Annotated in this window: 21 protein-coding genes; 13 read left to right on the top strand and 8 right to left on the bottom strand. The window is 64.5% G+C overall.

Features of this window, described 5'->3' with window-relative positions:
• Positions 1-45: 45 nt before the first annotated feature.
• Positions 46-960: an EamA family transporter RarD gene (gene rarD / locus MRY80_RS20220; protein ID WP_293292926.1), complete on the top strand. Its 915-nt coding sequence runs from the start codon at positions 46-48 to the stop codon at positions 958-960.
• Positions 961-964: 4 nt separating this feature from the next.
• Here the strand turns inward: rarD and MRY80_RS20215 are convergent, their stop codons facing one another.
• Positions 965-1,987 carry a CorA family divalent cation transporter gene (locus MRY80_RS20215; protein WP_293292924.1) on the bottom strand — a complete coding sequence of 341 codons (1,023 nt, stop codon included), beginning with the start codon at positions 1,985-1,987 and terminating at the stop codon, positions 965-967.
• Between the two features lie 19 nt (positions 1,988-2,006).
• Positions 2,007-2,615 (bottom strand): TIGR00730 family Rossman fold protein, encoded by a 609-nt coding sequence (locus MRY80_RS20210; RefSeq protein WP_293292922.1) that lies wholly within the window; start codon positions 2,613-2,615, stop codon positions 2,007-2,009.
• A 146-nt stretch (positions 2,616-2,761) separates the two neighbouring features.
• Here MRY80_RS20210 and MRY80_RS20205 point away from each other — a divergent pair, with 146 nt between their 5' ends.
• The 3 genes from MRY80_RS20205 (at position 2,762) to MRY80_RS20195 (ending at position 7,300) form a co-directional block, all read left to right on the top strand.
• Entirely contained in the window at positions 2,762-4,924 is a 2,163-nt protein-coding gene (locus MRY80_RS20205; RefSeq protein WP_293292921.1) for a LysM peptidoglycan-binding domain-containing protein, read from the top strand.
• Positions 4,925-5,026: 102 nt separating this feature from the next.
• Positions 5,027-5,347 carry a metalloregulator ArsR/SmtB family transcription factor gene (locus MRY80_RS20200; RefSeq protein ID WP_293292919.1) on the top strand — a complete coding sequence of 107 codons (321 nt, stop codon included), beginning with the start codon at positions 5,027-5,029 and terminating at the stop codon, positions 5,345-5,347.
• A gap of 3 nt (positions 5,348-5,350) precedes the next feature.
• Complete coding sequence (locus MRY80_RS20195) at positions 5,351-7,300, top strand: ABC transporter ATP-binding protein/permease (protein WP_293292917.1); 1,950 nt, start codon at positions 5,351-5,353, stop codon at positions 7,298-7,300.
• A gap of 6 nt (positions 7,301-7,306) precedes the next feature.
• Here MRY80_RS20195 and MRY80_RS20190 read toward each other — a convergent pair whose 3' ends face one another.
• Together MRY80_RS20190 and MRY80_RS20185 are read right to left on the bottom strand one after the other, a co-directional pair.
• Positions 7,307-7,729: a hypothetical protein gene (locus MRY80_RS20190; protein WP_293292916.1), complete on the bottom strand. Its 423-nt coding sequence runs from the start codon at positions 7,727-7,729 to the stop codon at positions 7,307-7,309.
• A 66-nt stretch (positions 7,730-7,795) separates the two neighbouring features.
• Complete coding sequence (locus tag MRY80_RS20185) at positions 7,796-8,272, bottom strand: hemerythrin domain-containing protein (RefSeq protein ID WP_293292915.1); 477 nt, start codon at positions 8,270-8,272, stop codon at positions 7,796-7,798.
• Between the two features lie 134 nt (positions 8,273-8,406).
• Here MRY80_RS20185 and MRY80_RS20180 point away from each other — a divergent pair, with 134 nt between their 5' ends.
• Positions 8,407-9,105, top strand: a complete 699-nt coding sequence (locus MRY80_RS20180) for a phosphatidylserine decarboxylase (RefSeq protein WP_293292914.1) — start codon at positions 8,407-8,409, stop codon at positions 9,103-9,105.
• A 3-nt stretch (positions 9,106-9,108) separates the two neighbouring features.
• Complete coding sequence (gene pssA, locus MRY80_RS20175; RefSeq protein WP_293292912.1) at positions 9,109-9,960, top strand: CDP-diacylglycerol--serine O-phosphatidyltransferase; 852 nt, start codon at positions 9,109-9,111, stop codon at positions 9,958-9,960.
• A gap of 13 nt (positions 9,961-9,973) precedes the next feature.
• On the opposite strand, the gene MRY80_RS20170 is transcribed toward pssA, so the two are convergent.
• Positions 9,974-12,208, bottom strand: coding sequence for an AMP-binding protein (locus MRY80_RS20170; RefSeq protein ID WP_293292910.1), 2,235 nt, complete (start codon positions 12,206-12,208; stop codon positions 9,974-9,976).
• 314 nt (positions 12,209-12,522) lie between these two features.
• On the opposite strand from MRY80_RS20170, the gene panB reads away from it, so the two are divergent.
• Complete coding sequence (gene panB / locus MRY80_RS20165) at positions 12,523-13,368, top strand: 3-methyl-2-oxobutanoate hydroxymethyltransferase (RefSeq protein WP_293292908.1); 846 nt, start codon at positions 12,523-12,525, stop codon at positions 13,366-13,368.
• Positions 13,365-14,219: a pantoate--beta-alanine ligase gene (gene panC / locus MRY80_RS20160; RefSeq protein WP_293292906.1), complete on the top strand. Its 855-nt coding sequence runs from the start codon at positions 13,365-13,367 to the stop codon at positions 14,217-14,219. The genes panB and panC overlap by 4 nt, the downstream gene beginning before the upstream one ends.
• Positions 14,220-14,653: 434 nt before the next feature.
• Here panC and MRY80_RS20155 read toward each other — a convergent pair whose 3' ends face one another.
• Positions 14,654-15,637, bottom strand: coding sequence for a sialic acid TRAP transporter substrate-binding protein SiaP (locus tag MRY80_RS20155; RefSeq protein WP_293292905.1), 984 nt, complete (start codon positions 15,635-15,637; stop codon positions 14,654-14,656).
• Positions 15,638-15,677: 40 nt separating this feature from the next.
• Entirely contained in the window at positions 15,678-16,577 is a 900-nt protein-coding gene (locus MRY80_RS20150) for an SMP-30/gluconolactonase/LRE family protein (RefSeq protein WP_293292903.1), read from the bottom strand.
• A gap of 260 nt (positions 16,578-16,837) precedes the next feature.
• On the opposite strand from MRY80_RS20150, the gene MRY80_RS20145 reads away from it, so the two are divergent.
• Positions 16,838-18,730 carry a sugar phosphate isomerase/epimerase and 4-hydroxyphenylpyruvate domain-containing protein gene (locus tag MRY80_RS20145; protein WP_293292902.1) on the top strand — a complete coding sequence of 631 codons (1,893 nt, stop codon included), beginning with the start codon at positions 16,838-16,840 and terminating at the stop codon, positions 18,728-18,730.
• A gap of 9 nt (positions 18,731-18,739) precedes the next feature.
• Here the strand turns inward: MRY80_RS20145 and MRY80_RS20140 are convergent, their stop codons facing one another.
• Positions 18,740-19,417, bottom strand: a complete 678-nt coding sequence (locus tag MRY80_RS20140) for a TetR/AcrR family transcriptional regulator (protein ID WP_293292901.1) — start codon at positions 19,415-19,417, stop codon at positions 18,740-18,742.
• Positions 19,418-19,549: 132 nt separating this feature from the next.
• Here MRY80_RS20140 and MRY80_RS20135 point away from each other — a divergent pair, with 132 nt between their 5' ends.
• From MRY80_RS20135 to MRY80_RS20120, 4 genes are read left to right on the top strand one after another with little or no spacing between them, the layout of a single operon-like run.
• Positions 19,550-20,461 (top strand): shikimate dehydrogenase, encoded by a 912-nt coding sequence (locus MRY80_RS20135; protein WP_293292899.1) that lies wholly within the window; start codon positions 19,550-19,552, stop codon positions 20,459-20,461.
• Between the two features lie 50 nt (positions 20,462-20,511).
• On the top strand, positions 20,512-21,498 hold the full coding sequence (dctP, locus tag MRY80_RS20130) for a TRAP transporter substrate-binding protein DctP (RefSeq protein WP_293292898.1): 987 nt from the start codon (positions 20,512-20,514) through the stop codon (positions 21,496-21,498).
• A gap of 57 nt (positions 21,499-21,555) precedes the next feature.
• On the top strand, positions 21,556-22,077 hold the full coding sequence (locus tag MRY80_RS20125; RefSeq protein WP_293292897.1) for a TRAP transporter small permease subunit: 522 nt from the start codon (positions 21,556-21,558) through the stop codon (positions 22,075-22,077).
• On the top strand, positions 22,070-23,365 hold the full coding sequence (locus tag MRY80_RS20120; RefSeq protein WP_293292896.1) for a TRAP transporter large permease: 1,296 nt from the start codon (positions 22,070-22,072) through the stop codon (positions 23,363-23,365). Before MRY80_RS20125 ends, MRY80_RS20120 begins: the two co-directional genes overlap by 8 nt.
• Positions 23,366-23,367 lie beyond the last annotated feature (2 nt).

Below are 23,367 nucleotides of genomic sequence, written 5' to 3'. Positions count from 1 at the left end.
AATCGCGCGATTGCCGGGGCGAAGGGCCGGGTGTAGGCAGCGACGATGTCCCGAACAATTGTCCGTGAAAGTGCCGGCGCCCAGCCTCAGCCGCGAGAGCCGCTGGCCGGCTTCGCCTATGCGATGGGCGCCTATCTCCTGTGGGGCGGTCTGCCCCTCTACATGAAGGCGGTCTCGCACATGCCCGCCTGGGAGGTCGTCGCCCACCGGGTCATCTGGTCGATCCCGGTCGCCGGCCTGATCCTGCTTCTGCAGCGGCGCACCGCCGATCTGCGCGCCGCGTTCCGCTCGCCGCGCACGCTCGCTTTCGCCGCGCTGACGGCCGGGCTGATCTCGCTCAACTGGGGCGTCTATGTCTATGCCATCTCGACCGGTCACACCGTCGAGACCGCGCTCGGCTATTACATCAATCCGCTCGTCAACGTGCTGCTCGGCGCCGTCTTCCTCGGCGAGCGCTTCAACCGGCTGCAGGCCGTGGCAATCGCCTGCGCGGTGATCGCGGTCGCGATCCTGACCTTCAAGGCGGGCGGTCTTCCCTGGGTGTCGCTGACGCTCGCCTTCTCCTTCGGCCTCTACGGCTTCTTCCGCAAGACGGTGCCGATCGGCCCGACCCAGGGCTTCATGCTGGAGGTCCTGCTCCTGTCCGTCCCGGCGCTCGTGGTGATCGTCTGGCAGGTCGCTGCCGGCACCACCCATTTCGGCCCGACCGGCGCGGGCGACGTCGGCCTCTTGCTGCTCGCCGGCCCGGTCACGGCGCTGCCGCTGATCCTCTATGCCTACGGGGCGAGGGCGCTGCGCTTCACCACGGTCGGCGTCCTGCAATATTCCGCCCCGACGCTGATCTTCCTGATCGCAGTGTTCGTCTTCGGCGAACCCTTCTCCCACTGGCAGCTGATCGCCTTCCTGTTCATCTGGGCGGCGCTGGCCCTCTACACCCTGTCGCTGTTCCGCCGGTCCTGACCGTTCACTCGCGCCGGCCGTGCTGCCGGCGCACGAACAGGAAGATCGCGGCCGAGCCGATCGCGGACAGGAAGGCCGCTTCCCAGAAGCCCAGCGGCGAATGGGTGAATGGGATGCCTTGGACGTTCATGCCGAACAGGCCCGAAATGATGGTCACGGGCATGAGCACGGCCGTCAGCACGGACAACAGATAGAGCAGCTTGTTGGTGCGCTCGGACAGCCGCGCCATGATCTCTTCCTGAACCAGCAGGGCGCGGGCCTGCAACTGCTCGCTGTCATGCAGCAGCGATCCCGCCCGCGCGGCGCTGTTCTCGATCGAGGGCACGATCTGCGGCGCGACGCTGCCGATCTCGCCGGTGGGCAGCGGGCGGAAGATCCCGGCGACCAGGAACAGGTGGCGATGCGCCTGGATGGCGCGGCGGCGCAAGGGCGCCAACCGGTCGCGCTCGCCCGTCCACCGTCCGCCGATCACCCTGTCCTCGATGCTGTCGAGGTGTTCGAAGAGATCCTCCAGCCTGTCCTCCAGCTGGTCGAGCAGCCGGGAGAGAATCGCGTCCACGACCGCGGCCGGCGACGCGAAGGCCGCCCGGGCGTTCTCGATGTCGTGGCGGATGTCGTCGACGGTCTGCAGCGGCCGCTTGCGCGCCGTCACCAGCGTCCGGGCGTTGAGCGCGAAATGCACGAGACCGAGTTCCGGCAATTCGGTGTAGTGGCGATGGTGGATGTCCGGCATGGTCCCGTAGATCCAGCCGCCAGCCTGCTTGATGAAGACGCGCCGCCCGCTCGCGAGAAGGCAGCGCCTCGCCTCGACCGGCAGGTCCTCAAGCGCGGTGATCGAGGAGCGGGCGCGGGCGTCCGTCAGGCCGTAGCCGGTCCAGCGCCACGCGGGCTCGCTGTCGTCTGAAACGAGGTGACCTTCGGTGTCGAAGGCGTAAGTGAAGAGCCGGCCCGCCTTGTCGAAGGCTTCCGCGTCGAGTTCGTCCCCGTCAGGCTCGTCCGGATCGATGCGGCGCGGATCGTCTGGCATGGACACCCCGCCGCCGTCCTCAGAGGCGCTCGATGATGGCTTCGTCGCCCTCGTCGTGCATGCCGGCTGCCAGCAGCGCCGGCACGATGTCGCCGGCCGCGTCGATGACAAGCGGCCTGACCCGGTGGGCGGTGTGGATGAAGCCCGCGTCGCGCATGTGGTCGAGCAGGGTGGAGAGCGGATCCCAGAAGCCGTTGATGTTGGCGAGCACGATCGGCTTGGTGTGCCGGCCCAGCTGCGCCCAGGTCATGATTTCGATGACCTCTTCCAGCGTGCCGATGCCGCCCGGCAGCGTCACGAAGGCGTCGGCTTCCTCGAACATGCGATGCTTGCGCTGGTGCATGTCCTCGGTGACGATCAGCTCGTCCAGTGCGCCGAGCGCCTCCTCGGTCGCTTCCTTGTTCATCAGGAAGCGCGGGATGATACCGGTCACCTTGCCGCCGGCATCCATCGCGCCCTGGGCGACCGCGCCCATGATTCCCTTGGTGCCGCCGCCGTAGACGAGGCGCAGCCCGGCCTCGGCCAGCATGCGGCCGAGCAGGCGGCCGGAATTGATGTAGGAAGGGTCGTTGCCGGGCGAGGAGCCGCAATAGACGCAGACGGAGCGGATAGGGTCGATGGAGGTCATCTTCTTCCTATTGCCGGGGGCGAACGGCCCGTCAAGGTGCGCGCTTCTGTGCAAAAGCGGCCGCGGCGATTTCCCGCGCCTTGACAATTGTTGAGCAGAGCCGATCCGCGATGTTATGAAGGGGGTGATCAACTGGTTGGAAATTCATGAACAGCAACAAGTTTTCCGTCCTGGCTTTCTGTGTGCTCATCGGGCTCGTCGGTTTTCTGAGTGCGCCGCACAACGCCGAAGGCATCAATGCCTGGCTCAAGAAGGAGTTCGGCGCCCATGTCGGGCTGAGCAGCGAGATCGAAGCCACCGAGGAAGCGCCCTCGGCCGCATCGGACGAGCAGACGCCCGAGGCCACGGCGATGGAAGAGCCTGCCGCCGAGGCAGGCGAGGCTGTCAAAGCCAAGGGCGCGGAAGACGCTGCCGAGGCAACGAACCAGCCGGAAGAGGCTGCCGCCGCCGCTGAGGAGACGCCGTCCGCGACCGCAGACGGGGCCGTTCAGGCCGGTGTCGTCATTCCGAGTTTCGGGCTCCTGCGCGTCGAGCCGGACGGCTCGATGGTGATCGCAGGCCAGGCCGCGCCGAACGCCACGATCGAAGTGCTGTCGGGCTCCGACACGATCGCCACCACGACGGCCGAGCCCAATGGCGATTTCGTTGCGGTTCTCGACGAACCGCTCGCACCGGGCGATTACGACATCGTCCTGCGCGCGATCCAGGAAGACGGCGACGTCGCGATGTCGGAAGAGACCGCGATCGTCTCGGTGCCCGAACCCGGGCGCGAAGGCGAGGTGCTGGCGCTGGTCGAAAGGCCGGGCGAGCCGTCGCGGCTGATCAACACGCCGAAGCCGTCGGACACCGAAACCGCCGAAGCGGCGCCCGAGACCGGCGACGCGGAAGAGGTCGCCGAGACCGAGACTGTCGAAGCCGCGGAGGAAGCGACCGAGGTCGCCGCCGCTGAAGAGCCGTCCGAGACTGCGACTGAAGAAGCCGCAAGCGAGACCGCCGAAGCGACCGACGAAACCGCCGAGGCGCAGGTTGAAAGCGCTGAACCGGCTGAAGAGCAAACGGAAGTCGCTGCCGCCGACACGTCGCGCGAGACCATGCCGGCCGAGACCGCGTCTCAGCCCGTGGTCGGCATCGCCGCCGTCGAGATCGAAAACGACATGGTCTTCGTCGCGGGCGTCGCCCCGTCGGGCGCGCAGGTGCGCGTATACGCCAATGAATTCCTGCTCGGCGACACGGTCGCCGGTCCCGGCGGCGAGTTCCTGGTCGAGGCCCGGCGCAGCCTTCCCGTGGGCGACTACATCATTCGCGCCGACGTCATCGATCCCGGCACGGCCGAGGTGCTGGCGCGCGCCGCCGTGCCCTTCACCCGCACCGAGGGCGAGCGGATCGCCGCGGTCGCCGGTCCCGCGACCGTGAGTGAAGAGCAGCCGGCGGGCGAGCCGGAGACGGCGCAGGTGGAACCCGCCGCACCGGAGGCGACCGCGGACGCGGCAACCCCGAAGGCCGCGACCGAAGAGACGGCGCCGGACGCTCAGACCGAGACGGCCGAAGCGCTTCCCGCCGGATCGCCTGACACGGCCGACACCGATGCCGAGGTCGCATCGGCGGAGGCCGAGCCGGCCGCAACCGTCGAGGCCACCTCTGAAGGCACGGAAGCCGCCGCTGACGCCGCCCCGGCCGACGCTTCGCAGGATGTCGCGGCAGCCGGCGAGCCTGCCTCCGAGGAGACCCAGGAAGCTGCCGTCGCACCGGAAGAGGCCTCCACGGAGGCCGACGCCGAGGTCGCATCGGCCGACGCCGAGCCCGCAAAGCCGTCCGAGACGGCGTCCGCGGAGGCAGAGACGGAGGCCGCACCAGACGCGGTCGCCGAGGAGAGTGTGGCCGAGGCAAGCACGACCGGGGAACCCGCCGCTGAAGAGCGCGTGGCCGAGGAAAGCGCGTCCGAAGACGTGACGGAACCCGCCGCCGAAGCCCAGGCGGAAGCCGAAGCCGTCGCGTCGGCGCAGGGCGAGGCGGAGGCTGCCGAGCCGAAGCAGGTCGCCGTCGTCGTGCCGCCGAAGCCGTCGGTTGAACTGCCGGCTGGCCCGCCGGAGGTGCGCGAGGACATCGTCGTGCGCGGAACGCTGCACCGCACGAATTCGGCGGTCATCATCCGCCGCGGCGACACGCTTTGGCACATCTCGCGGCGGGTCTACGGGCAGGGCATTCGCTACACCACGATTTATCTCGCCAACCAGCCCCAGATCCGCGATCCCGACCGGATCTGGCCCGGGCAGATTTTCGAGCTACCGAAAAAGGCAGCCGAAGAGTGACGTGATCGACAGGCCGGAAATTTCCGGCCTGTTTCGTTTCGGCGGCCTTGTTTGGCGGCCTTGCTGATCGTATATCGCCGATAGACGATGAAGTGAGGCGTCATGGATACCGAGACCATCGCGGAACGCCTGTCGGCTCTCGCCCATCCGGCGCGGCTGGCGATCCTGGCGCATCTGTCGGGCAATGAGGGCTGCGCCTGCCGCGATGTGGTCGATACGTTGCCCCTGGCGCAATCGACCGTCTCGCAACATCTCAAGGTCCTGCTCGACGCGGGGCTGATCATTCACGAGCGCCAGCGACCGCGCTCCTCCTACCGCTTGAACCGCGAGGCGCTGATGAGCGTGTCGCGCGAACTCAATTCCCTTATCGACCGGTGTTGCGCCGACAACTGCTGCACCGCCGGCAAATCCGGACTGGACTGATCCTTGGCATCAAAAACGGTTTCTGCTGACAGCGGTTCGACGCTGCAGACCATCCGCAATCTCTGGCCGTACATGTGGCCGACCGAACGGCCCGACCTGAAGCTGCGCGTGGTGCATGCCACCGTCTATCTGGTGATCGCCAAGCTCGTGCTGATGCTCGTGCCCTACGGTTTCAAATGGGCGACCGATGCGCTGGACAGCGAACTCAAGGCACCTGGCTGGGTGCCGGCGCTCGTCCTCGCGCCGGCCATGCTGGTGGTCGCCTACAATTTCTTCCGGGTCGCCCAGGCGGGCTTCAACCAGTTGCGCGACGCGCTGTTTGCGAGCGTCGGCCAGTATGCCGTCCGCCAGCTCGCCTACCGCACCTTCGTGCACATGCACGGCCTGTCGCTGCGCTTCCACCTTGAGCGCCGCACCGGCGGCCTGTCGCGCATCATAGAGCGCGGCACCAAGGGCATTGAATCGATCGTCCGCTTCACGATCCTTAACACCGCGCCGACCATCCTGGAATTCCTGCTGGTGGCCGTCATCTTCGGCTTCGCCTATGGCTGGCAATATGTCGCCGTGACCGCCGTGACGATCTGGCTCTACGGCTGGTTCACCATCCGCGCGAGCGACTGGCGCATCCAGATCCGCCGGGACATGAACAATTCCGATACGGACGCCAACACCAAGGCGATCGACTCGCTCCTCAACTTCGAGACGGTGAAATATTTCGGCAACGAGGAGATGGAGGCGCGCCGCTTCGACGGTGCGATGGCCGGCTACGAACAGGCCGCGACCAAGGTCTGGACCTCGCTCGGCTGGCTAAATTTCGGTCAGGCCGTCATCTTCGGCGCCGGCATGCTGATCATGATGTGGATGTCGGCCAGCGCCGTGCAGGCCGGAACCCAGTCGCTCGGCGACTTCGTGTTCATCAACGCGATGCTGATCCAGCTTTCGATTCCGCTCAACTTCATCGGCTTCATCTATCGCGAAATCCGTCAGGGCCTGACCGACATCGAGCAGATGTTCGATCTCCTGGACGTCGAGCCCGAGGTCGTCGACAAGCCGGATGCGCGCGATCTCGTCGTACGCGACGGGCACATCATCTTCGATGACGTCAAGTTCGCATATGATCCGCAGCGCCCGATCCTCAAGGGCATCAGCTTCAAGGTGCCGGCCGGCAAGTCGGTGGCGATCGTCGGGCCGTCGGGGGCGGGCAAGTCGACCATCTCGCGTCTGCTCTACCGCTTCTACGACGTGCAGGAAGGCTCGATCACGATCGACGGGCAGGACGTGCGCGAGGTGACGCAGAAATCCCTGCGCGCCGCCATCGGCATGGTTCCACAGGACACCGTGCTGTTCAACGACACGATCCGCTACAACATCCGCTACGGCCGTCCCGACGCGACCGACGCCGAGGTCGAGCAGGCGGCCGAACTGGCGCAGATCGGCGAATTCCTGCGCGCCTTGCCCGACGGCTACGAGACCATGGTCGGCGAGCGTGGCCTGAAGCTCTCCGGCGGCGAGAAGCAGCGCGTCGCGATCGCCCGCACGATCCTCAAGGCGCCGCCGATCCAGGTGCTCGACGAGGCGACCTCAGCCCTGGACACGGCGACCGAACAGGAGATCCAGCAGGCGCTGGACTTCGTCTCGCAGGACCGCACGACGCTGATCATCGCCCACCGCCTGTCCACCGTGATCGGCTGCGATGAGATCATCGTGCTGCGCGAAGGCCAGATCGCGGAGCGCGGCACCCATTCCGAACTGCTGGAGCAGCAGGGCCTCTACGCGCAGATGTGGGCCCGCCAGTCGGAGGCCATCGAAGCCGAGCGCAAGCTGCGCGAAGCACGCGAAACCGACGAGATGGGGATCCTGGTGCGCAAGCGGGTGCCGCAGCCGGGCGAAGAGGAACAGGAGACGGCGCCGCGTCAGCGCATCTCGACGCGCGGCTTCACCAGCGGCTCGTGAGATCGCTCAATTGAAGGCGAGGACCGCGAGGATCAAGGCCGCGACGCCGGCGGTGCTCGCGGTCATGCCGATCTTCGCCATGCGCGGTCCCATCACGGCCGGATCGCGCCTGGCGGCCGTCAGGCCGTAATATTGTCCGGTGAGTGAAGCGGCGGTCAGCACGATCACCGCCAGGATCTTGAGCCAGAAAACGACGTTGAGCTCGCCCCATCCGCCTCTCGCCGCATAAACCAGCACAATGCCCGTCACCCACAGCAGCACGATCGCGCCGAAGGAGAGGCGGCCCAGCGTCTTCTGCAGGCTGCGAAGCAACGGCACGGCGTCGGCCGGCGCGCCCTTGGCGCGAATGCCGGCCAGCATCGCGGCGACGCCGCCGCCGATGCCGACACTGAAGCTGAGGAAGTGGATGATCTTCGTGAATATGAGCATGCGCGGATTGAACCACAGCACGCGGCCGAGTGAAAGAGGCCGGCCGCGCCGGGTGGTCGGAGCGGCTTACTCCTCCAGGCTCGCTTCCGCCTTCTCGTCGACGAGTTCGCGTTCCTTCGCCTTGCGGTCGAGGAAGCGTTCGGCGTAGCTGCCGTCGCCATCGTCGGAAAGCACCTCGCGGGCCGTCGAGAAGATGTCTTCCTCCTCTTCCTCCATGTGGTGCTCGTAATCGTGCTTGAGCGTCTTGAAGCGCGTCAGCCAGCCCGGGTTGTCGAAGCCCATCGTGTTGAGCTCCTCCATGATGTCGTCCATCTCCTTGTGCTCGGCGACGGAATGGCGCGCGTCGTCCTGCCCGTCCGGCTTGGCCATGATCTTCGCGTAGAAGGTCTCTTCCTCGGCGGCCGCATGCGCCTTGACGTCGTAATAGAAGGCGGCCCAGAGGTCGCGGCGCTCTTCGCTGTCGCCCGTCGTTTCGGCCAGTAGGTTCAGCAGGTCGCGGTGCTTGTCGTGGTCTTCGCGGATTTCGTCGTAGATCGTGGTCATGATATCCTCCATCGTCCTGTGCGCTGATCCAACGCGGAGGCGGCGGATTGGTTGCGTCCATCCACGCGGGCGGATTGCATCGCGCCGTGCTTGGCCATAGATGGAGCCCTTGTCGCAATTGCCGGAGAGCTGAGTTGAGCCTCGTCCAGACGATCGGAAAGACATTGGTGCCCGTGCACCGGGAGGGATGGCCCTTCGTCGGCGCCTTCGCCGCCGCAACGCTGTTTCTCGGCTGGCTCTGGGCGCCGCTGTTCTGGCCGTGCCTGTTCCTGACCGCCTGGTGCGCCTATTTCTTCCGCGATCCGCCGCGCGTCACGCCCGTCGACGACGATCTGGTGATCAGCCCGGCAGACGGCCGGGTCTCGGCGGTGTCCCCGGTCGTTCCGCCTGCGGAGCTCGGCCTCGGTGAGACGCCGATGATGCGGGTCTCCATCTTCATGAACGTCTTCTCAGTGCACATCAATCGCGCCCCGGTGCGCGGCCGCGTCGCCTCGGTCGAATACCGGCCGGGCCGCTTCCTGAACGCCGATCTCGACAAGGCGAGCACCGAAAACGAGCGTAACGGTCTGGTCATTGAAACGCCGCGCGGCCAGCTCGGCGTCGTCCAGGTCGCCGGCCTCGTGGCACGCCGGATCCTGTGCTGGGTCAAGCCGGGCGACGAGATTTCGGCCGGCGCCCGGTTCGGCATGATCCGCTTCGGCTCGCGCCTCGACCTCTATCTGCCGGCCGGCGCCGTGCCTCGCGTCTTTCCCGGCCAGACCACCATCGCCGGCGAAACCGTGGTCGCCGATTATCACGCAGAGGCGGTTCGCCCGCCCAGCCGCACGAGCTGAGCCATGCAGACCGAAGGCCCGTTTCCGCCCTTTGAACCCGACGGCCCCGTCGAAGACGGCGAGGAGACCGCGAACAACAACAGCAACAACCAGCGCCTGCGCGACATACCGCTGCGCTTCGTCCTGCCCAACATCATCACGGTGCTCGCCATCTGCGCGGGCATGACCGGCGTCCGCCTGGCCTTCGAATTCCGCTTCGACCACGCGGTGCTGATGGTCCTGCTGGCCGCCTGTCTCGACGGCATCGACGGCCGGGTCGCCCGGCTGGTCAAGGGCAACTCCAAATTCGGCGCGGAGATGGATTCGCTTGCCGACATCGTCAATTTCGGCGTTGCGCCGGCCCTGGTCCTCTACGCCTTCGTGCTCGACCAGGCGCGGTCGCTCGGCTGGATCGCCGCGCTTCTCTACGCGATCGCATGCTGCCTGCGGCTGGCGCGCTTCAACGTCATGCTGGAAAACCGCGAACGGCCGCAATGGCAGGGCGCCTATTTCACCGGCATTCCCGCCCCCGCGGGCGCGTTCCTGGTGTTGCTGCCGGTCTATCTGGGTTTCCTCGGCATCGCGCCGGACTGGTATTATGCGAGCATCGTGTCCGTCTACACGCTGCTCGTCGCGTTCCTGATGGTGTCAAACCTGCCGGTCTGGTCGGGCAAGACGCTCGGCGCGCGCATCCCGCGCGCGCAGGTGATGCCGCTGATCCTCGGCGTGGTCTTCTATGTCGCGATGCTCGCGACCTTCACCTGGGAAACGCTGACGCTCTCGGTTCTCGCCTATTGGGCGTTCCTGCCCTATAGCCTGCGCATGTGGCGCAGGCAGGCGGCCGCGCATGCCGCCGCGAGCGACCCGAAGGCCTGAGCGAAATTGCGCCTCAGGCCGCCTTGTCCTTGATGCCGAGCTTCTTCTGGATCTGCTTCAGCGTCGTCACGTAATCCGTCTTGCCGGTGTTCAGGATCGGGATGTCGGGGAAGGGCAGGATTTCGGAGGGCACCATCAGTTCGGTCATGCCGGACCGCTTGCTGTAATCGATGATTTCCTTCTTGTCGGGATCCTGCTTGGTCGTCGCCAGGACGATGCGCTCGCCCTTGCGCCGGTCGGGCACGGACACAGCCGCATGCCGGTCTTCGGGCCACAGCGACTGGACGAGCATCTCCACCGCCCCGAGAGACACCATCTCGCCGGCGATCTTGGCGAAGCGCTTGGCACGGCCGCGCACGGCGACATAGCCCTCCCGGTCGATGAACACGATGTCGCCCGTGTCGTGCCAGCCGTCGGCCGGCGGCTGTAGTTCGCCCGGCCGGTCGGCCTTCATGTAGCCGAGCATCACGTTCGGCCCCTTGACCCACAGCCGCCCGCCATCCTCGATGCCTTCCACCGGCTCGATGCGCGCCGAAATGCCGGGGAACAGCCGTCCAACCGTGTCGTGACGCTCCTGGACGCAGGTGTTGGCCGCGACCACCGGTGCGGCTTCCGTCATGCCGTAGCCTTCCAGCACCCGGCAGCGGAAATGGTCGCGATAGATCTCGCGGGTCTGCGCCTTGACCGCTTCCGCGCCCGCCACGACGAAGCGCAGGCTGTCGAAATCGGTGTCCTTGGCGGTGCGTGCGTAGCCGGTCAGGAATGTGTCGGTGCCGAACATGATGGTCGGACGAACCCGCGCGGCCGCCTCCGGAATCAGCTTGTAATGGAGCGGCGAGGGATAGAGGAACAGCCGCACGCCGTAGAGCAGGGGGAGGATCGTGCCGCCTGTGAGCCCGAAGGAATGGAAAACCGGCAGAACGTTGAACAGCGTGTCCTCGACAGAGATCGAGAAGCGCGATTCGGCCTGCGCGGCGTTGGCGAGCAGGTTGCGGTGCGACAGCACCACGCCCTTGGGCGCGCCCTCCGAGCCGGAGGTGAACAGGATGACGGCCGGGTCTCCGGCATCGACTCTGGAGAGCGGCTTTTTCCACAGGAGCGCGCCGTTGAGCTTCTCCGGCGTGGTGACCGAACTGCGGATGTCTTCCAGCCAGACGATCTTGGTTCCGTTGGCCTCGATCGCGTCGCTCACCGGTTGCAGGTCGGCCTTCTCGATGAAGGCGCGGGAGGACAGGACGGTGCGGATCTTGCCGGTGTTGATCGCCGAGACCACATTGGCCGGCCCGGCGGAATAGTTGAGCATGGCCGCGACGCGCCCGGCCGATTGCACCGCGAGGAAGGTCACCACCACGCCGTTCGTGTTGGGCAGCAATATGCCCATCGTCTCGCCGCGGTTCGACATGGCGGCAAAACGCCTGGCCAGCACGCGCGCGCCGATCAGCATGCGCTTGTAGGTGAGGGCGCCCGTCACGGTGTCTTCCACGATCACGCGCGACGGACCGTAGGTCTTGGCGGCTTCGACAAAGGCCTGGAACAGGCTTTGGCTCAAATTGGCGGAGGAGAATCGGGCAAGCGCCATGTGGTCGAACAGGGCGTTGGGCGGTGTCACGAAACGCCGGCCGGCCTTTTCCACCAGGATGTCGATGCGTTCGGCCGGCACGGCATTGACGCTGAGCGCCGGGAACAGTTGGCGCGGAGCTTTTGCCGCGGGCGTGAAGGAGGAGGGCAGGAAGCGGCTGTTCCTGACGAAGATCGGCACGACATGCGCGTTGGACTTGCGTGCGAGCAATGTCACCGCGCGGTAGAGGCGCATCCCCGCCGCGTCCGGTTCCACGGCGTCGGGCAGGTAGACGGCCATGCGTCCCTTGCCCTTCAGATGGCGCACGAGACGGCGGTTGGTGACCATGTGTTCCTTGTCGAACACCACGGACCGCGCCAGCGGCCGGAAGGCCTGCACGAGCCAGCTGTCCGCCGAGGCCGGGTCGAGGACATGCAGCGTGTCGTCGGGCAGGATCGCCTGGCAGATCGCGGGGTCGAGCTTCGATTGCTCGCAGATGACGTAGATGACGGGGCGCCGGACGTCCTTGACGTCGCGCAGGCTGCGCGTGTCGATGCGGTAGATCAGCTTCAGCGGCGCGAAATACAGGGCCTGGCGAAATGCGAGCCCCAGCGAAACCATTTCACGCAGCGCGACGGCAATCATTACGACGGCAAGTGCCGCGACGATCAGGGCGACGGTCAATCCCATAGGCTCCTCCCCTGGGGTGCGGACGAGCAGGTTCTCCCGCCCGCTTGAACGAAAACGATAGCTGTTGCGAGACGCAGGTCAATCGCAAACTGTTAACCTCTCGAACCGGATTGTGGCATTTTCGTAACAGTGCCCCAAGGGCCCGGGGACCTCCTTTCAGCCCTCGCGCCTGCCCGCCGGGACGAATGTTCAAGAGATGCTTGGAACACCGATCGGCGCTCGCTAAGAGGGTGCACCGCTGCCGGCATGTCCGCGCGGATGACGGGAAACGAGCCGGCGCGGCGGGCAGCGCCCATGCCGGAGAACAGGGTGAAATGAGCGCAACGCATGACAGCAAGGCACTGAGCGTCCCGCAGGTGAGGGCGCGCAAGGGCGGCGAGCCCTTGGTCTGCCTGACGGCCTACACGACGCCGGTCGCCGAATTCGCCGATGCCCATTGCGACGTCGTCCTGGTGGGCGACAGCGTCGGCATGGTGCTGCACGGCCTCGACTCCACGCTCGGCGTCACAATGGAGATGATGGTCCTGCACGGAAAGGCCGTCCGCCGCGGTGTCAAGCGCGCCCTGATGGTGGTCGACATGCCGTTCGGCTCCTTCGAAGAAAGTCCGGCCCAGGCGTTCCGCAACGCGTCGCGGCTGATGGCCGAGACCGGCTGCGCGGCCGTCAAGCTCGAGGGCGGCGAGACCATGGCCGAGACGATTTCCTTCCTGACGGCGCGCGGCATCCCGGTGATGGGGCATGTCGGCCTGACGCCGCAGGCGGTCAACGCCTTCGGCGGCTACAAGGTGCAGGGCCGCGGCGAAGCGGCCGACGCCATCCGCAGCGACGCCCGGGCGGTCGCCGAGGCGGGCGCGTTTTCCGTCGTCCTGGAAAAGGTGACGGAAAGCCTCGCGCGGTCGATCACGGCGGAGATCGCCGTGCCCACCATCGGCATCGGCGCGTCGCCGGCCTGCGACGGGCAGATCCTCGTCGTCGATGACATGCTCGGCATGTTCACGGCCTTCAAACCGAAATTCGTCAAGCGCTATGCCGATCTCGGTGTCCAGGCCGACAAGGCGATTGCGGCCTACGCGCAGGAGGTCCGTGAGCGGCGCTTTCCCGACGAGAGCCACGTTTTCGCCGATGCCACGACGGTCGGCAAAGGGAAAGACGGCCAATGAGCGTTCCGATCGAGCGCGACGTCGCGACGCTTAGGCAAAAGGTCGCCGCATGGCGCCGCGAGGGCCTGACGATCGGTGTCGTTCCCACGATGGGCGCCCTGCATGAGGGGCATCTGAGCCTCGTGCGCTCGGCGCTGGACCGGGCCGACCGCGTCATCGTCACGCTCTTCGTCAACCCGAAGCAGTTCAACAGCGCAGCCGATCTCGCCGCCTATCCGCGCACCGAGAACGAGGATGCGGCGAAGCTCGCCCCGCTCGGCGCGCATCTCCTGTTCTGTCCGGACGGCGACGCGATGTACCCGCCCGGATTCGCCACGACCGTTTCGGTGACCGGCGTTTCCGAAGGCCTGTGCGGCGCGCACCGCCCCGGACATTTCGATGGGGTCTCGACGGTCGTCACGAAACTCCTGTTGCAGACCGGCGCCGACTTCGCCTTTTTCGGCGAGAAGGATTTCCAGCAATTGCAGGTCGTCCGACGGCTCGTCGCCGACCTGAACATTCCCGTCGAGATCGTCGGCTGCCCGACGGTGCGCGAGGAAGACGGCCTGGCGCTGTCGTCGCGCAATTTGCGCCTGAGCGCCGAGGAGAGGGCGGTCGCGCCCGCCTTGGCGGGCATCCTGTCCCGAACGGCCGACCGGATCGAGAACGGCGCGTCTGTCGGCGAAGCGCTCGCCGAGGCCCGCGACGCGATGGCCTCCGCCGGTTTCCGGGAGGTCGAGTATCTCGAGCTTCGAGGCGAGGACGGTCTGAAGCCAATGATGACGCTCGACCGTCCCGCCCGGCTGCTCGTGGCCGCCTGGCTCGGCGAAACGCGGCTGATCGACAATGTGCGGGTCGCCCCGAAGCGGTAAGGTCGCCTCGGCCCGAGGAGGTGGCGGATGACGAAACAGGGGACTGCGCCGATCACGCGCGTCCCTCAGCGGCGCTCAGCCGAATCCTCCAATCCTGGAGGGCGTGCATGCGAAAGAGACGTTGAGGCGCCCGGCCAATCCCCAGTACTCATCGAAAAAACTTCAGTAACTTATCCACCGGCCTCCCACGGCACATATGCTCGTCACTGCGTTCTCATGGCAGTCTGGGTGTACACCTGCTGTCAGGGGAAGGGCGGTGCCTGGCTGGCAGCGCAAAGGTGTTCGATGGGTGATGAGCCCGAAGGCAGGGGCGTCTAGATTGCACGGAAACATCAGACAGGGCGATCTGCCATCAACGCACGGCCAACGTGATAGCACTTCAAAGAACAAAGGGGGCTTGAAGCCCCCCTTGTCGCAACGGCGCGGCCCGTCCCTCAGAGCGCGTTGATCTTGTCGAGCATGCCTTCCGGCCAGGACTTGGAGAGCGGAGAGGACTTGTACTTCTCCTGCGCGAAATCCTGGAAAGCCTTCACGTCGGGCGTGTAGATTTCGAGGCCTTCACCCTTGAAGAAATCCACGAGGTCCTGTTCCTGCTTCAGGTATTCCTGCGTGCTCGAAGCGAAGGCGTTGCGGGCGGCCGCCTTGACACGATCCTTCTGCTCATCGGTCAGCTTGTCGAAGACATCGGAGCTCATGACCAGGATGCCGAACCCGACATTGTGACCAGTCAGCACGATCTGGTCGGTGACTTCGTAGAACTTCATGGCCTTGTCATTCGGCAGGGGGTTGTCCTGACCGTCGATGACGCCGGTCTGCAGCGCGGTGTAGGTTTCAGTATAGGGGATCGGAACCGGGTTCGCGCCCAGCGACGAACCCAGGAACTGCCAGCTTTCACCGCCCGGCATGCGCAGCTTGATGCCGCTCATGTCTTCCGGCGTATTGATCTTCTTGTCGCCCCGCAGATTGACGTGGCGCGTGCCGTAATAGGCGACACCGAGAATTTCGACGCCGAGTTCTTCGCGCGCCATCTTGGCAAATTCTTCGCCGACTTCGCTGTCAAACACGTTCTGAAGGTGTTCGGCATCGCGAATGACATATGCCGCGCCCAGAATGTCGAACGCTGCAACCTGGTTGGCGAAATCGGAAGGCGGCAGAAGTGCGAGCTGAGCATTGCCGCGCTGCAGTGCGACCAGTTCCGTTCCCTGCTTCACCAGCGTGCCGCTGAAATAGGGCTTGAAGTCGAACTCGTCTCCGATCTCCTTGGCGAAGATCTCCGTCATGGCGACGGAGCGCGGCACGTCTGGCGGGTTCACGTCCGGAAAGATCAGTTCGATCTTGTCCTGGGCGAGCGCACTTGCGCCGAGCCCGACAACCATCGCGCCGGCGATGCTCAGAGTTCTCAGGTTCATCCAATTCATGGGGTATCCTCCTGGTTTTGCGTTATTCGTGATGCTGTGTTCACAGTCCGAAGCGGTGCTCGGGCAATCCCTGTCCGACACCGGGGATGGCGAGAAGGCTCCCGGCGAGGGGCTCTTCGGCAAGCTGGCGTTCGTCGAGAAACTTGCGCGCTGTCGTGACGAAGAGTGTCGACAGATCCGGACCGCCGAAGCAGAGGCAGGTCGGATTGGTCACCGGCAGCTCGATCGTGCGGTCAATCCGTCCGTCCGGCGTGTAGCGGACAATGCGCGAGCCGGCGAAGAATGCAGTCCAGATGCATCCGTCCACATCGACGCATGCGCCGTCGGGACGATCTCCGGTGCTGCTGTGATCGGCGAAAACGCGCTTGTCGGTGACGGCTCCGTCTTCCGGGTCCAGCGTGAACAGATAGCTGATGTGTCGACGCGTATCGGTGAAATGCATCCATGAACCGTCAGGCGCAAATGCGATCCCGTTCGACACGATCACGCCGTCCATGATCCTGTCCGACGATCCGTCGGGGGCGATACGGTAGAGCGCGCCGTTCGGCCGGTGCAACTCGTTGTCCATCGTGCCGATCCAGAGGTGCCCCCTGGCATCGACCCGCCCGTCATTGAGGCGATTGTCCAGTTCGTGGTCCACCTCGATCAGCACGTCGCCCAGGCTGTCGGGGGTATCGAGAACCTTCAGCGAAAGGTCTTCCGCAACGAGGCGACGGCCCGACCGGGTGAGCGCCTGGCTTCCGAGGAAGGTGCAGTCGCGATCCCAGCTTTCGAACGCCTGCTTCGACGGCGAGAACGACTGAAGCTTCGGTTTTTCGATATCGACCCACCAGAGCGTCTGCTCGCGATCGCACCACAACGGCGTTTCGCCGAGCTGGTCTTGGCCGCGTACGGCCACCTCGACGGAGGGATACCGGAAGTCAGTTGCTGCGGCGGTCATCGGCGGGAGCTTTTCGGAAGCGCGCATGCGTTTTCGAAGCGACTGGCGTCGGTGATCATGGTCGCGTTGTTCCTCCCCGGGCGGCGAGCTTTTTCGCCTGCCGAACTGCGGTGTTGACAAATAAACGAACTGGATAGTTTAGTCAACGAGGCGCCGTTGTCCCTTGCCTGTTACGGTTCGTGGAGCCAAGCTGCAGTGCCTGATTTGCCCGAGATTTCGCCTGTGGAGCGGCTCCGGCGTTGCAACCATTGAGGCCCCGAATGAAGACCGCCATTGCAACCGTTTCGATATCGGGCGACCTCTCCGAGAAGCTCGGCGCGATCGCGGCAGCCGGTTTCGACGGCATCGAGATCTTCGAGAACGATTTCCTCGCCTTCGACGGCGGCCCGCGCGAGGTCGGCCGCATGGTCCGCGATCACGGCCTGGAGATCTCCCTGTTCCAGCCCTTTCGTGATTTCGAGGGCATGCCGGAACCTCAGCGCACCCGCGCCTTCGACCGGGCAGAACGCAAATTCGACGTCATGCAGGAACTCGGCACCGATCTGGTGCTGATCTGCTCCAACGTGTCGCCGATCTCGCTCGGCGGCATCGATCGGGCGGCAGCAGATTTCCGCGAACTGGGCGAGCGGGCGGCGAAGCGCGGCATCCGCGTCGGTTACGAGGCGCTCGCCTGGGGCCGGCACATCAACGACCATCGCGACGCATGGGAGATCGTGCGCCGCGCCGACCATCCCAATGTCGGCCTGATCCTCGATTCCTTCCACACGCTCGCGCGCAAGATCGATCCGGACACGATCCGCTCGATCCCCGGCGACCGCATCTTCTTCATCCAGCTTGCCGACGCCCCGAAGATCGACATGGACCTGCTCTACTGGAGCCGGCATTTCCGCAACATGCCGGGCGAGGGCGATCTGGACGTCACCGGCTTCATGCGCGCCGTCGCCGCCACCGGCTATGACGGGGTCCTGTCGCTGGAGATCTTTAATGACCAGTTCCGCGGCGGCTCGCCGAAATCGATCTCGGTCGACGGTCACCGCTCGCTCGTCTACCTGATGGACCAGGTCCGCCGGTCCGAGCCGGACATCAAGATCCCGGTCCCCGACATGCCGGACCGCATCCCCGTCCATGGCGTCGAATTCGCCGAATTCGCGGCCAACGAGGAGGAAGCGGCGCAGCTCGGCGCCATGCTGCACACGCTCGGCTTCCGACGCGCCGGCCGGCATGTCTCCAAGGATGTCGGCCTGTGGCGCCAGGGCGACGTCAACATCGTCATCAACACCGAGCGCGAGGGCTTCGCCCATTCCTCCTATGTCGTTCACGGCGCCAATGTCTGCGACATCGGCCTGAAGGTGGAGGACGCGGCCGCGACGGTGCAGCGGGCAAGGGCGCTCGGCGCGGACTTCTTCGAGCAGCCGGTCGGCCCGGGCGAATTGAAGATCCCCGCGATCCGCGGCGTCGGCGGCGGCATCGTGCATTTCATCGACGCGAAAAGCGATCTCGCCCGCGTCTGGGACATCGAGTTCGAGCCGGTCGCGGACGCCGAGACACCGACGGACGCCGGCCTTACCCGCATCGATCACATTGCCCAGACGATGAATTACGAGGAGATGCTGACCTGGCTCCTCTTCTACACCTCGATCTTCGAGACCGGGAAGTCACCCATGGTCGACGTGGTCGATCCGGCCGGGCTGGTGCGAAGCCAGGTCATCGAAAACGAGACGGGCCTCCTGCGCATCACGCTGAACGGCGCCGAGAACAGGCGAACGCTCGCGGGCCATTTCCTCGCCGAGAGCTTCGGCTCCTCCGTGCAGCATCTGGCCTTCGCGACCGCGGACATCTTCGCGACCGCCGCAGCGCTGGCGGCGAACGGCTTCGCGCCTCTGGTCATCTCGCCGAACTACTATGACGATCTCGACGCCCGTTTCGGACTGGAGCAGGTTTTCCTGGACCGCCTCCGCGACAACAACATCCTCTACGACCGCGACGACAACGGCGAATATTTCCAGCTCTACAGCCCCAATTACGGCGAGGGCTTTTTCTTCGAGATCGTCGAACGCCGAAACGGTTATCGCGGCTACGGGGCGTCCAACGCGCAATTCCGAATTGCGGCCCAGAAACGCCATCTCAGGCCGAAGGGGATGCCGAAAACTTAGAGTGTGTCGCTATGCGGGCGTTTCGCTGGACACGAAGCGAATGATGCTGTCGGCGATTTGCCGGCGCAGTTGGTCTTGCCCCTTTTCGTCGAACAGGTCGCCGCCAAACAGCTGTGAGAACGTCATCCGGTTGGAGACATTGAAGAAACTCAGCGCCGAGATCTGCCAATGGATCGCCACGGGCAGGATGCCTTTCCGGAACAATCCCGCTTCGACACCCTTGTTGTAGATCGCTTCGATCCGCGAGATCGCGGTCTGGTTCAGGCTGCGAATCAACTCCGACTTTCTGAGATAGTCGCCATTGTGGATGTTTTCGATCATCACAAGGCGGATGAAATCGGGGTTTCTGCGATGGTGCTCGAAGGTGAACTCGACCAGTTGCCTCAAAGCGTCAACCGGCGCCAAGTCCTCTAGATGAAGCTCCTTCTCGCCGTCACGGACATGTCGGTAAGCTTCCTCCAGAACCTTCTGGAACAGGCCGTCCTTGTCGCCGAAATAGTAATAGATCATCCGCTTGGACGTTCGCGTCTTGGCCGCGATTTCGTCTATGCGCGATCCCGAAAGGCCGTGTTCCGAGAACTCCTTCAAGGCGACAGCCAGAATATTGGAGCGGACGCCTTCCGGATCCTGCTTCCAGCGTGCGCGTTGCGATCCCTTGCCTGTAGGTGAGTCCTGTTGCGAGTCCATTTGCTGTTCTTAGCCGCCCGCGCTCCGCGTGCCAAGCATCGCATTTAACCAGTCCGTACAAAGCGGTTGACAAATTAACGGAACGGTACATAAGTGGGTTCCTCTGCACAACGGCAGAGGCGGAGGACGATCTTGAATTCTGAAGCGGTTGTCGACAACGAGGCGGCTGGCGCCGGGGCGCAAGAGCCGCGAGCCGTTCTCGTCGGGCTCTTGGGCCGAGGCATCCAGCTTTCACGATCGCCGGCCATGCACGAGGCGGAAGGCGCTGCGCAGGGCATCAACTATCAGTACAAGCTGTTCGATACGGCCGGCATGGCGCCGGATGTCGATATCGAGGACATCCTGAAGTCCGCAGAAACCTGCGGATTTGCCGGCCTGAACGTCACCTTTCCCTACAAGGTCGCGATCATCGAACACCTCGACGAACTGTCGGATGCGGCGCGCGCGCTCGGCGCGGTGAACACGGTGGTCTTCAGGGATGGCCGGCGCAGGGGGCACAATACGGATTGGTGGGGTTTCGCGGAAAGCTTCCGACGCAACATGCCCGGTGCCAAATGCGATGCGGTCCTGCAGATCGGTGCGGGCGGGGCGGGGGCCGCTGTCGCACACGCCTTGCTCGAACAGGGCGTCGGCGAATTGCGGATTTTCGATCGAGATCCCGAAAAATCTGGAGCTCTCGAACAGCGTATCAACTCATCCGCGGCGCATGGGCGCGCGAGAGCGGTATCGACCCTTGAAGAAGGGCTGGATGGAGTGGTCGACGGATTGGTCAACGCTTCTCCTGTCGGCATGGCTTCGATGCCCGGGACACCTGTTCCTGCCGGCGCCATCCTGCCCACCATGTGGGTCGCGGATATCGTGTATTTCCCGCTCGAGACGGAGTTGCTTCGCATCGCGCGGGAGAAGGGCTGCCACGTTCTGCCGGGCTCCGGCATGGCGGTGTTCCAGGCGGTTCGCGCCTTTGAGCACTTCACCGCGTTGGTGCCGGACAGCGACAGGATGGAGGCAGCATTCAACCGGTTCGATTCCAAGGATCGAGCCTAGCCGATGCCGGCTGTACCGGCGTCAACCCTCGTGCAACCTGGGAGGAAAAATTGCGCAACATCTCGAAGACCCTCATGGGAGGCGTGGCCGTCGCGGTCATGAGCCTTTCGACGTCCGGCGCCTTCGCGCAGGACAAGATCGAATTGATCTATTCGGACACGGTTCCGGAAAGCGACATCCGGTCGGAGACGCTGAAGACGGCGTTCGGCGAGTGTCTCGGCGAAGGGTTTGATTTCAAGCCCTATTTCGGAGCGACGCTGTTCAAGCAGGGCACCGAATTGACCGCCATGCAGCGCGGCAACCTCGATATGGGTGCTCTGGCCGTCTACGATTTCTACAACCAGGTGCCCCATACGGCGATCCTCGGCACGGCCTATCTCTACAAGGACTACGATCACATGCGCCAGGTCTGGGCATCCGGCGTGCTCGATGATCTCGCACAGGAAGTCGAGGACAAGGCGAAGGTCAAGATCCTCGCCAATCCCTATATCGGCACTCGCCACGTCAACATCAAAGGCGACAAGAAGATCATGACGCCGGCCGATCTCGACGGCGTGAAGCTGCGCATGCCGGGCGGCGAAGGCTGGCAGTTCGTCGGCGAGGCACTCGGCGCCAACCCGACTCCGCTTGCCTTCACCGAGGTCTACACAGCGCTGCAGACCGGTGCGATCGACGGCCAGGACAATCCGCTTCCTGCCGACAAGGCCATGAAGTTCTACGAGGTGACTGACCAGATCGTCCTGACCAGCCATCTGGTCGCCAACAACCAGTTCTCGATCTCGCTGTCCAAGTGGAACTCCATGAACGAGGAGCAGCAGGCCAAGGTCCAGGAATGCGCGATCAACTTCGAAAAGGCGCTGGACAAGGTCACGCTCGATCAGGAGGCCGAACTGGTCGACTTCTTCAAGGCTGAAGGCCTGCAGATCTACGAGCCCGACAAGGAGGCGTTCCGCAACCATGTGCTCGAAGTCTACAAAGCCTCCAAATACTCGGCCGACTGGCCGGAAGGCCTTCTTGAGAAGATCAACGAACTCTAATCGACCATCGGTCCGGCGGCTTCGGCCGCCGGGCGCTGACGCTGCCGGAACCATGCAATGGAAGCATTTACGACCATACGCGACTGGCTGGGACGCCGGGCGGAAGAACTCCTTGCTCTGATCCTGGCAAGTCTCTTCGTCACGTTCCTGATCCAGATCGTATTCCGATATTTCCTCAATCTGCCGCTGGGTTGGACGATCGAATTCGTGTCGATCGCGTGGCTATGGGGAATTCTGTTCGGTTACGCCTTCGTCACGCGGGACCAGGAAATCATCCGCCTCGATATCGTCTACGGCGCAGTGCCTGTCGGTGCGCAGCGGGTGATGGACGGTGTGACGGGGCTGATTTGCACCGGGATATTCCTGTGGTCGCTGCCCAATGTCTGGGAATACGTCACCTTCATGAAAATCGAGAAGACCGCCTACATGCGGATTCCCTTCGACTACGTCTTTTCCATCTACATTCCGTTCGCCATCGCCGTAAGCATCCGCTGTCTCATCAATGTCTGGCAGGCGATCCGCGGCACGCATCCGAAATATGCCGCGGGTTCAGGAGCCGAAGGCCACGACTATGACTGATCCTTTCGTCATTTCGCTCGTTCTCATCGTCGCGCTTTCGCTGGGAGGCCTGTCGATCGGCATCGCCATGGTCTGCGGGTCGACCGTCTATCTGGCGCTGAAGGGGTTTGATCCTTCCATCGCCGCCGAGACGCTTCTGCAGGGACTGCTCAACAGCTACACCTTGCTGGCGATCCCGCTCTTCATTCTCGCCGCGGACATTATGAATGTCGGCAGTCTGGCCGACCGGCTCCTGCGTTTCTGCCAGGCGCTGGTGGGGCGTTTCCGCGGCGGGCTGGGGCACGTCAATGTCGTGTCGTCGCTCATCTTTTCCGGCATGTCCGGCTCTGCCGTCGCCGACGCGGTCGGCATGGGCCGCATCATCATCAACATGATGACCAAGGACGGCAAATACTCGAAGAGCTATGCCGCCGCGATCACCGCCGCCACGGCCACTGTCGGGCCCATCATTCCACCTTCCATTCCGATGGTGCTGTATGCGCTCGTCTCCGACCAGTCGGTCGGCTACCTCTTTGCCGCTGGCATGGCCCCGGGCCTCCTGATGGGGCTGATGATGGGTCTGACCAACTACATGGTCGCTCGCAAGCGTGGTTTCCCGGTCGATGAAAGCGTCCCGCTCGCGGAGATGCCGCGCGTGACCATGCAGGCCTTTCCGGCGCTGATGCTCCCCGTCATCCTGCTTGGCGGCATCTACAGCGGCGTCGTCACGCCAACCGAGGCGGCTGCGGTCGCCGCATTCTATGCGCTCGTGATCTCGATCGTCTTCTATCGTTCGGTGACCCCGGGCCAGTTCTATCGCACACTGGCCAACAGCTCGCGATCGACCGCATCGGTCGGCATCCTGATCGCCGGTGCCCTGACGTTCAACTACGTGATCACCCGCGAAAATGTTCCCAACACGCTTGCGGATTTCCTTGCCCAGTTCGAACTGTCGAAATGGGGCTTCCTGATCGCAATCAACGTGCTGGTTCTGGCATTGGGCTGCATTCTCGAAGGCGGCGCGATCCTGCTGATCATCGTCCCGATCTTCATCCCGACAGCGCAGGCGCTGGGCGTCGATCTCATCCACTTCGGCGTCGTCGTCGTTGTTAACGCCATGCTCGGCCTCGTCACGCCGCCCTACGGTTTGCTGCTCTTCATTGTCGCGAACATAACGGGGCAACCGATGGCGCGCATCGTCAGAGACCTGCTGCCTTTCCTCGTCGCGCTGTTTGCCGCACTTGCCTTCATAACCTTCGTGCCCGACTTCGTGCTCTTCCTGCCGCGTCTGCTCGGCTACAAGGGATAATA

Source organism: Oricola sp., from assembly GCF_022763245.1.
Lineage (GTDB): Bacteria > Pseudomonadota > Alphaproteobacteria > Rhizobiales > Rhizobiaceae > Oricola.
The sequence above is the reverse complement of the archived record's forward strand: the minus strand, read 5'-3'. Positions and strand labels throughout refer to the sequence as shown.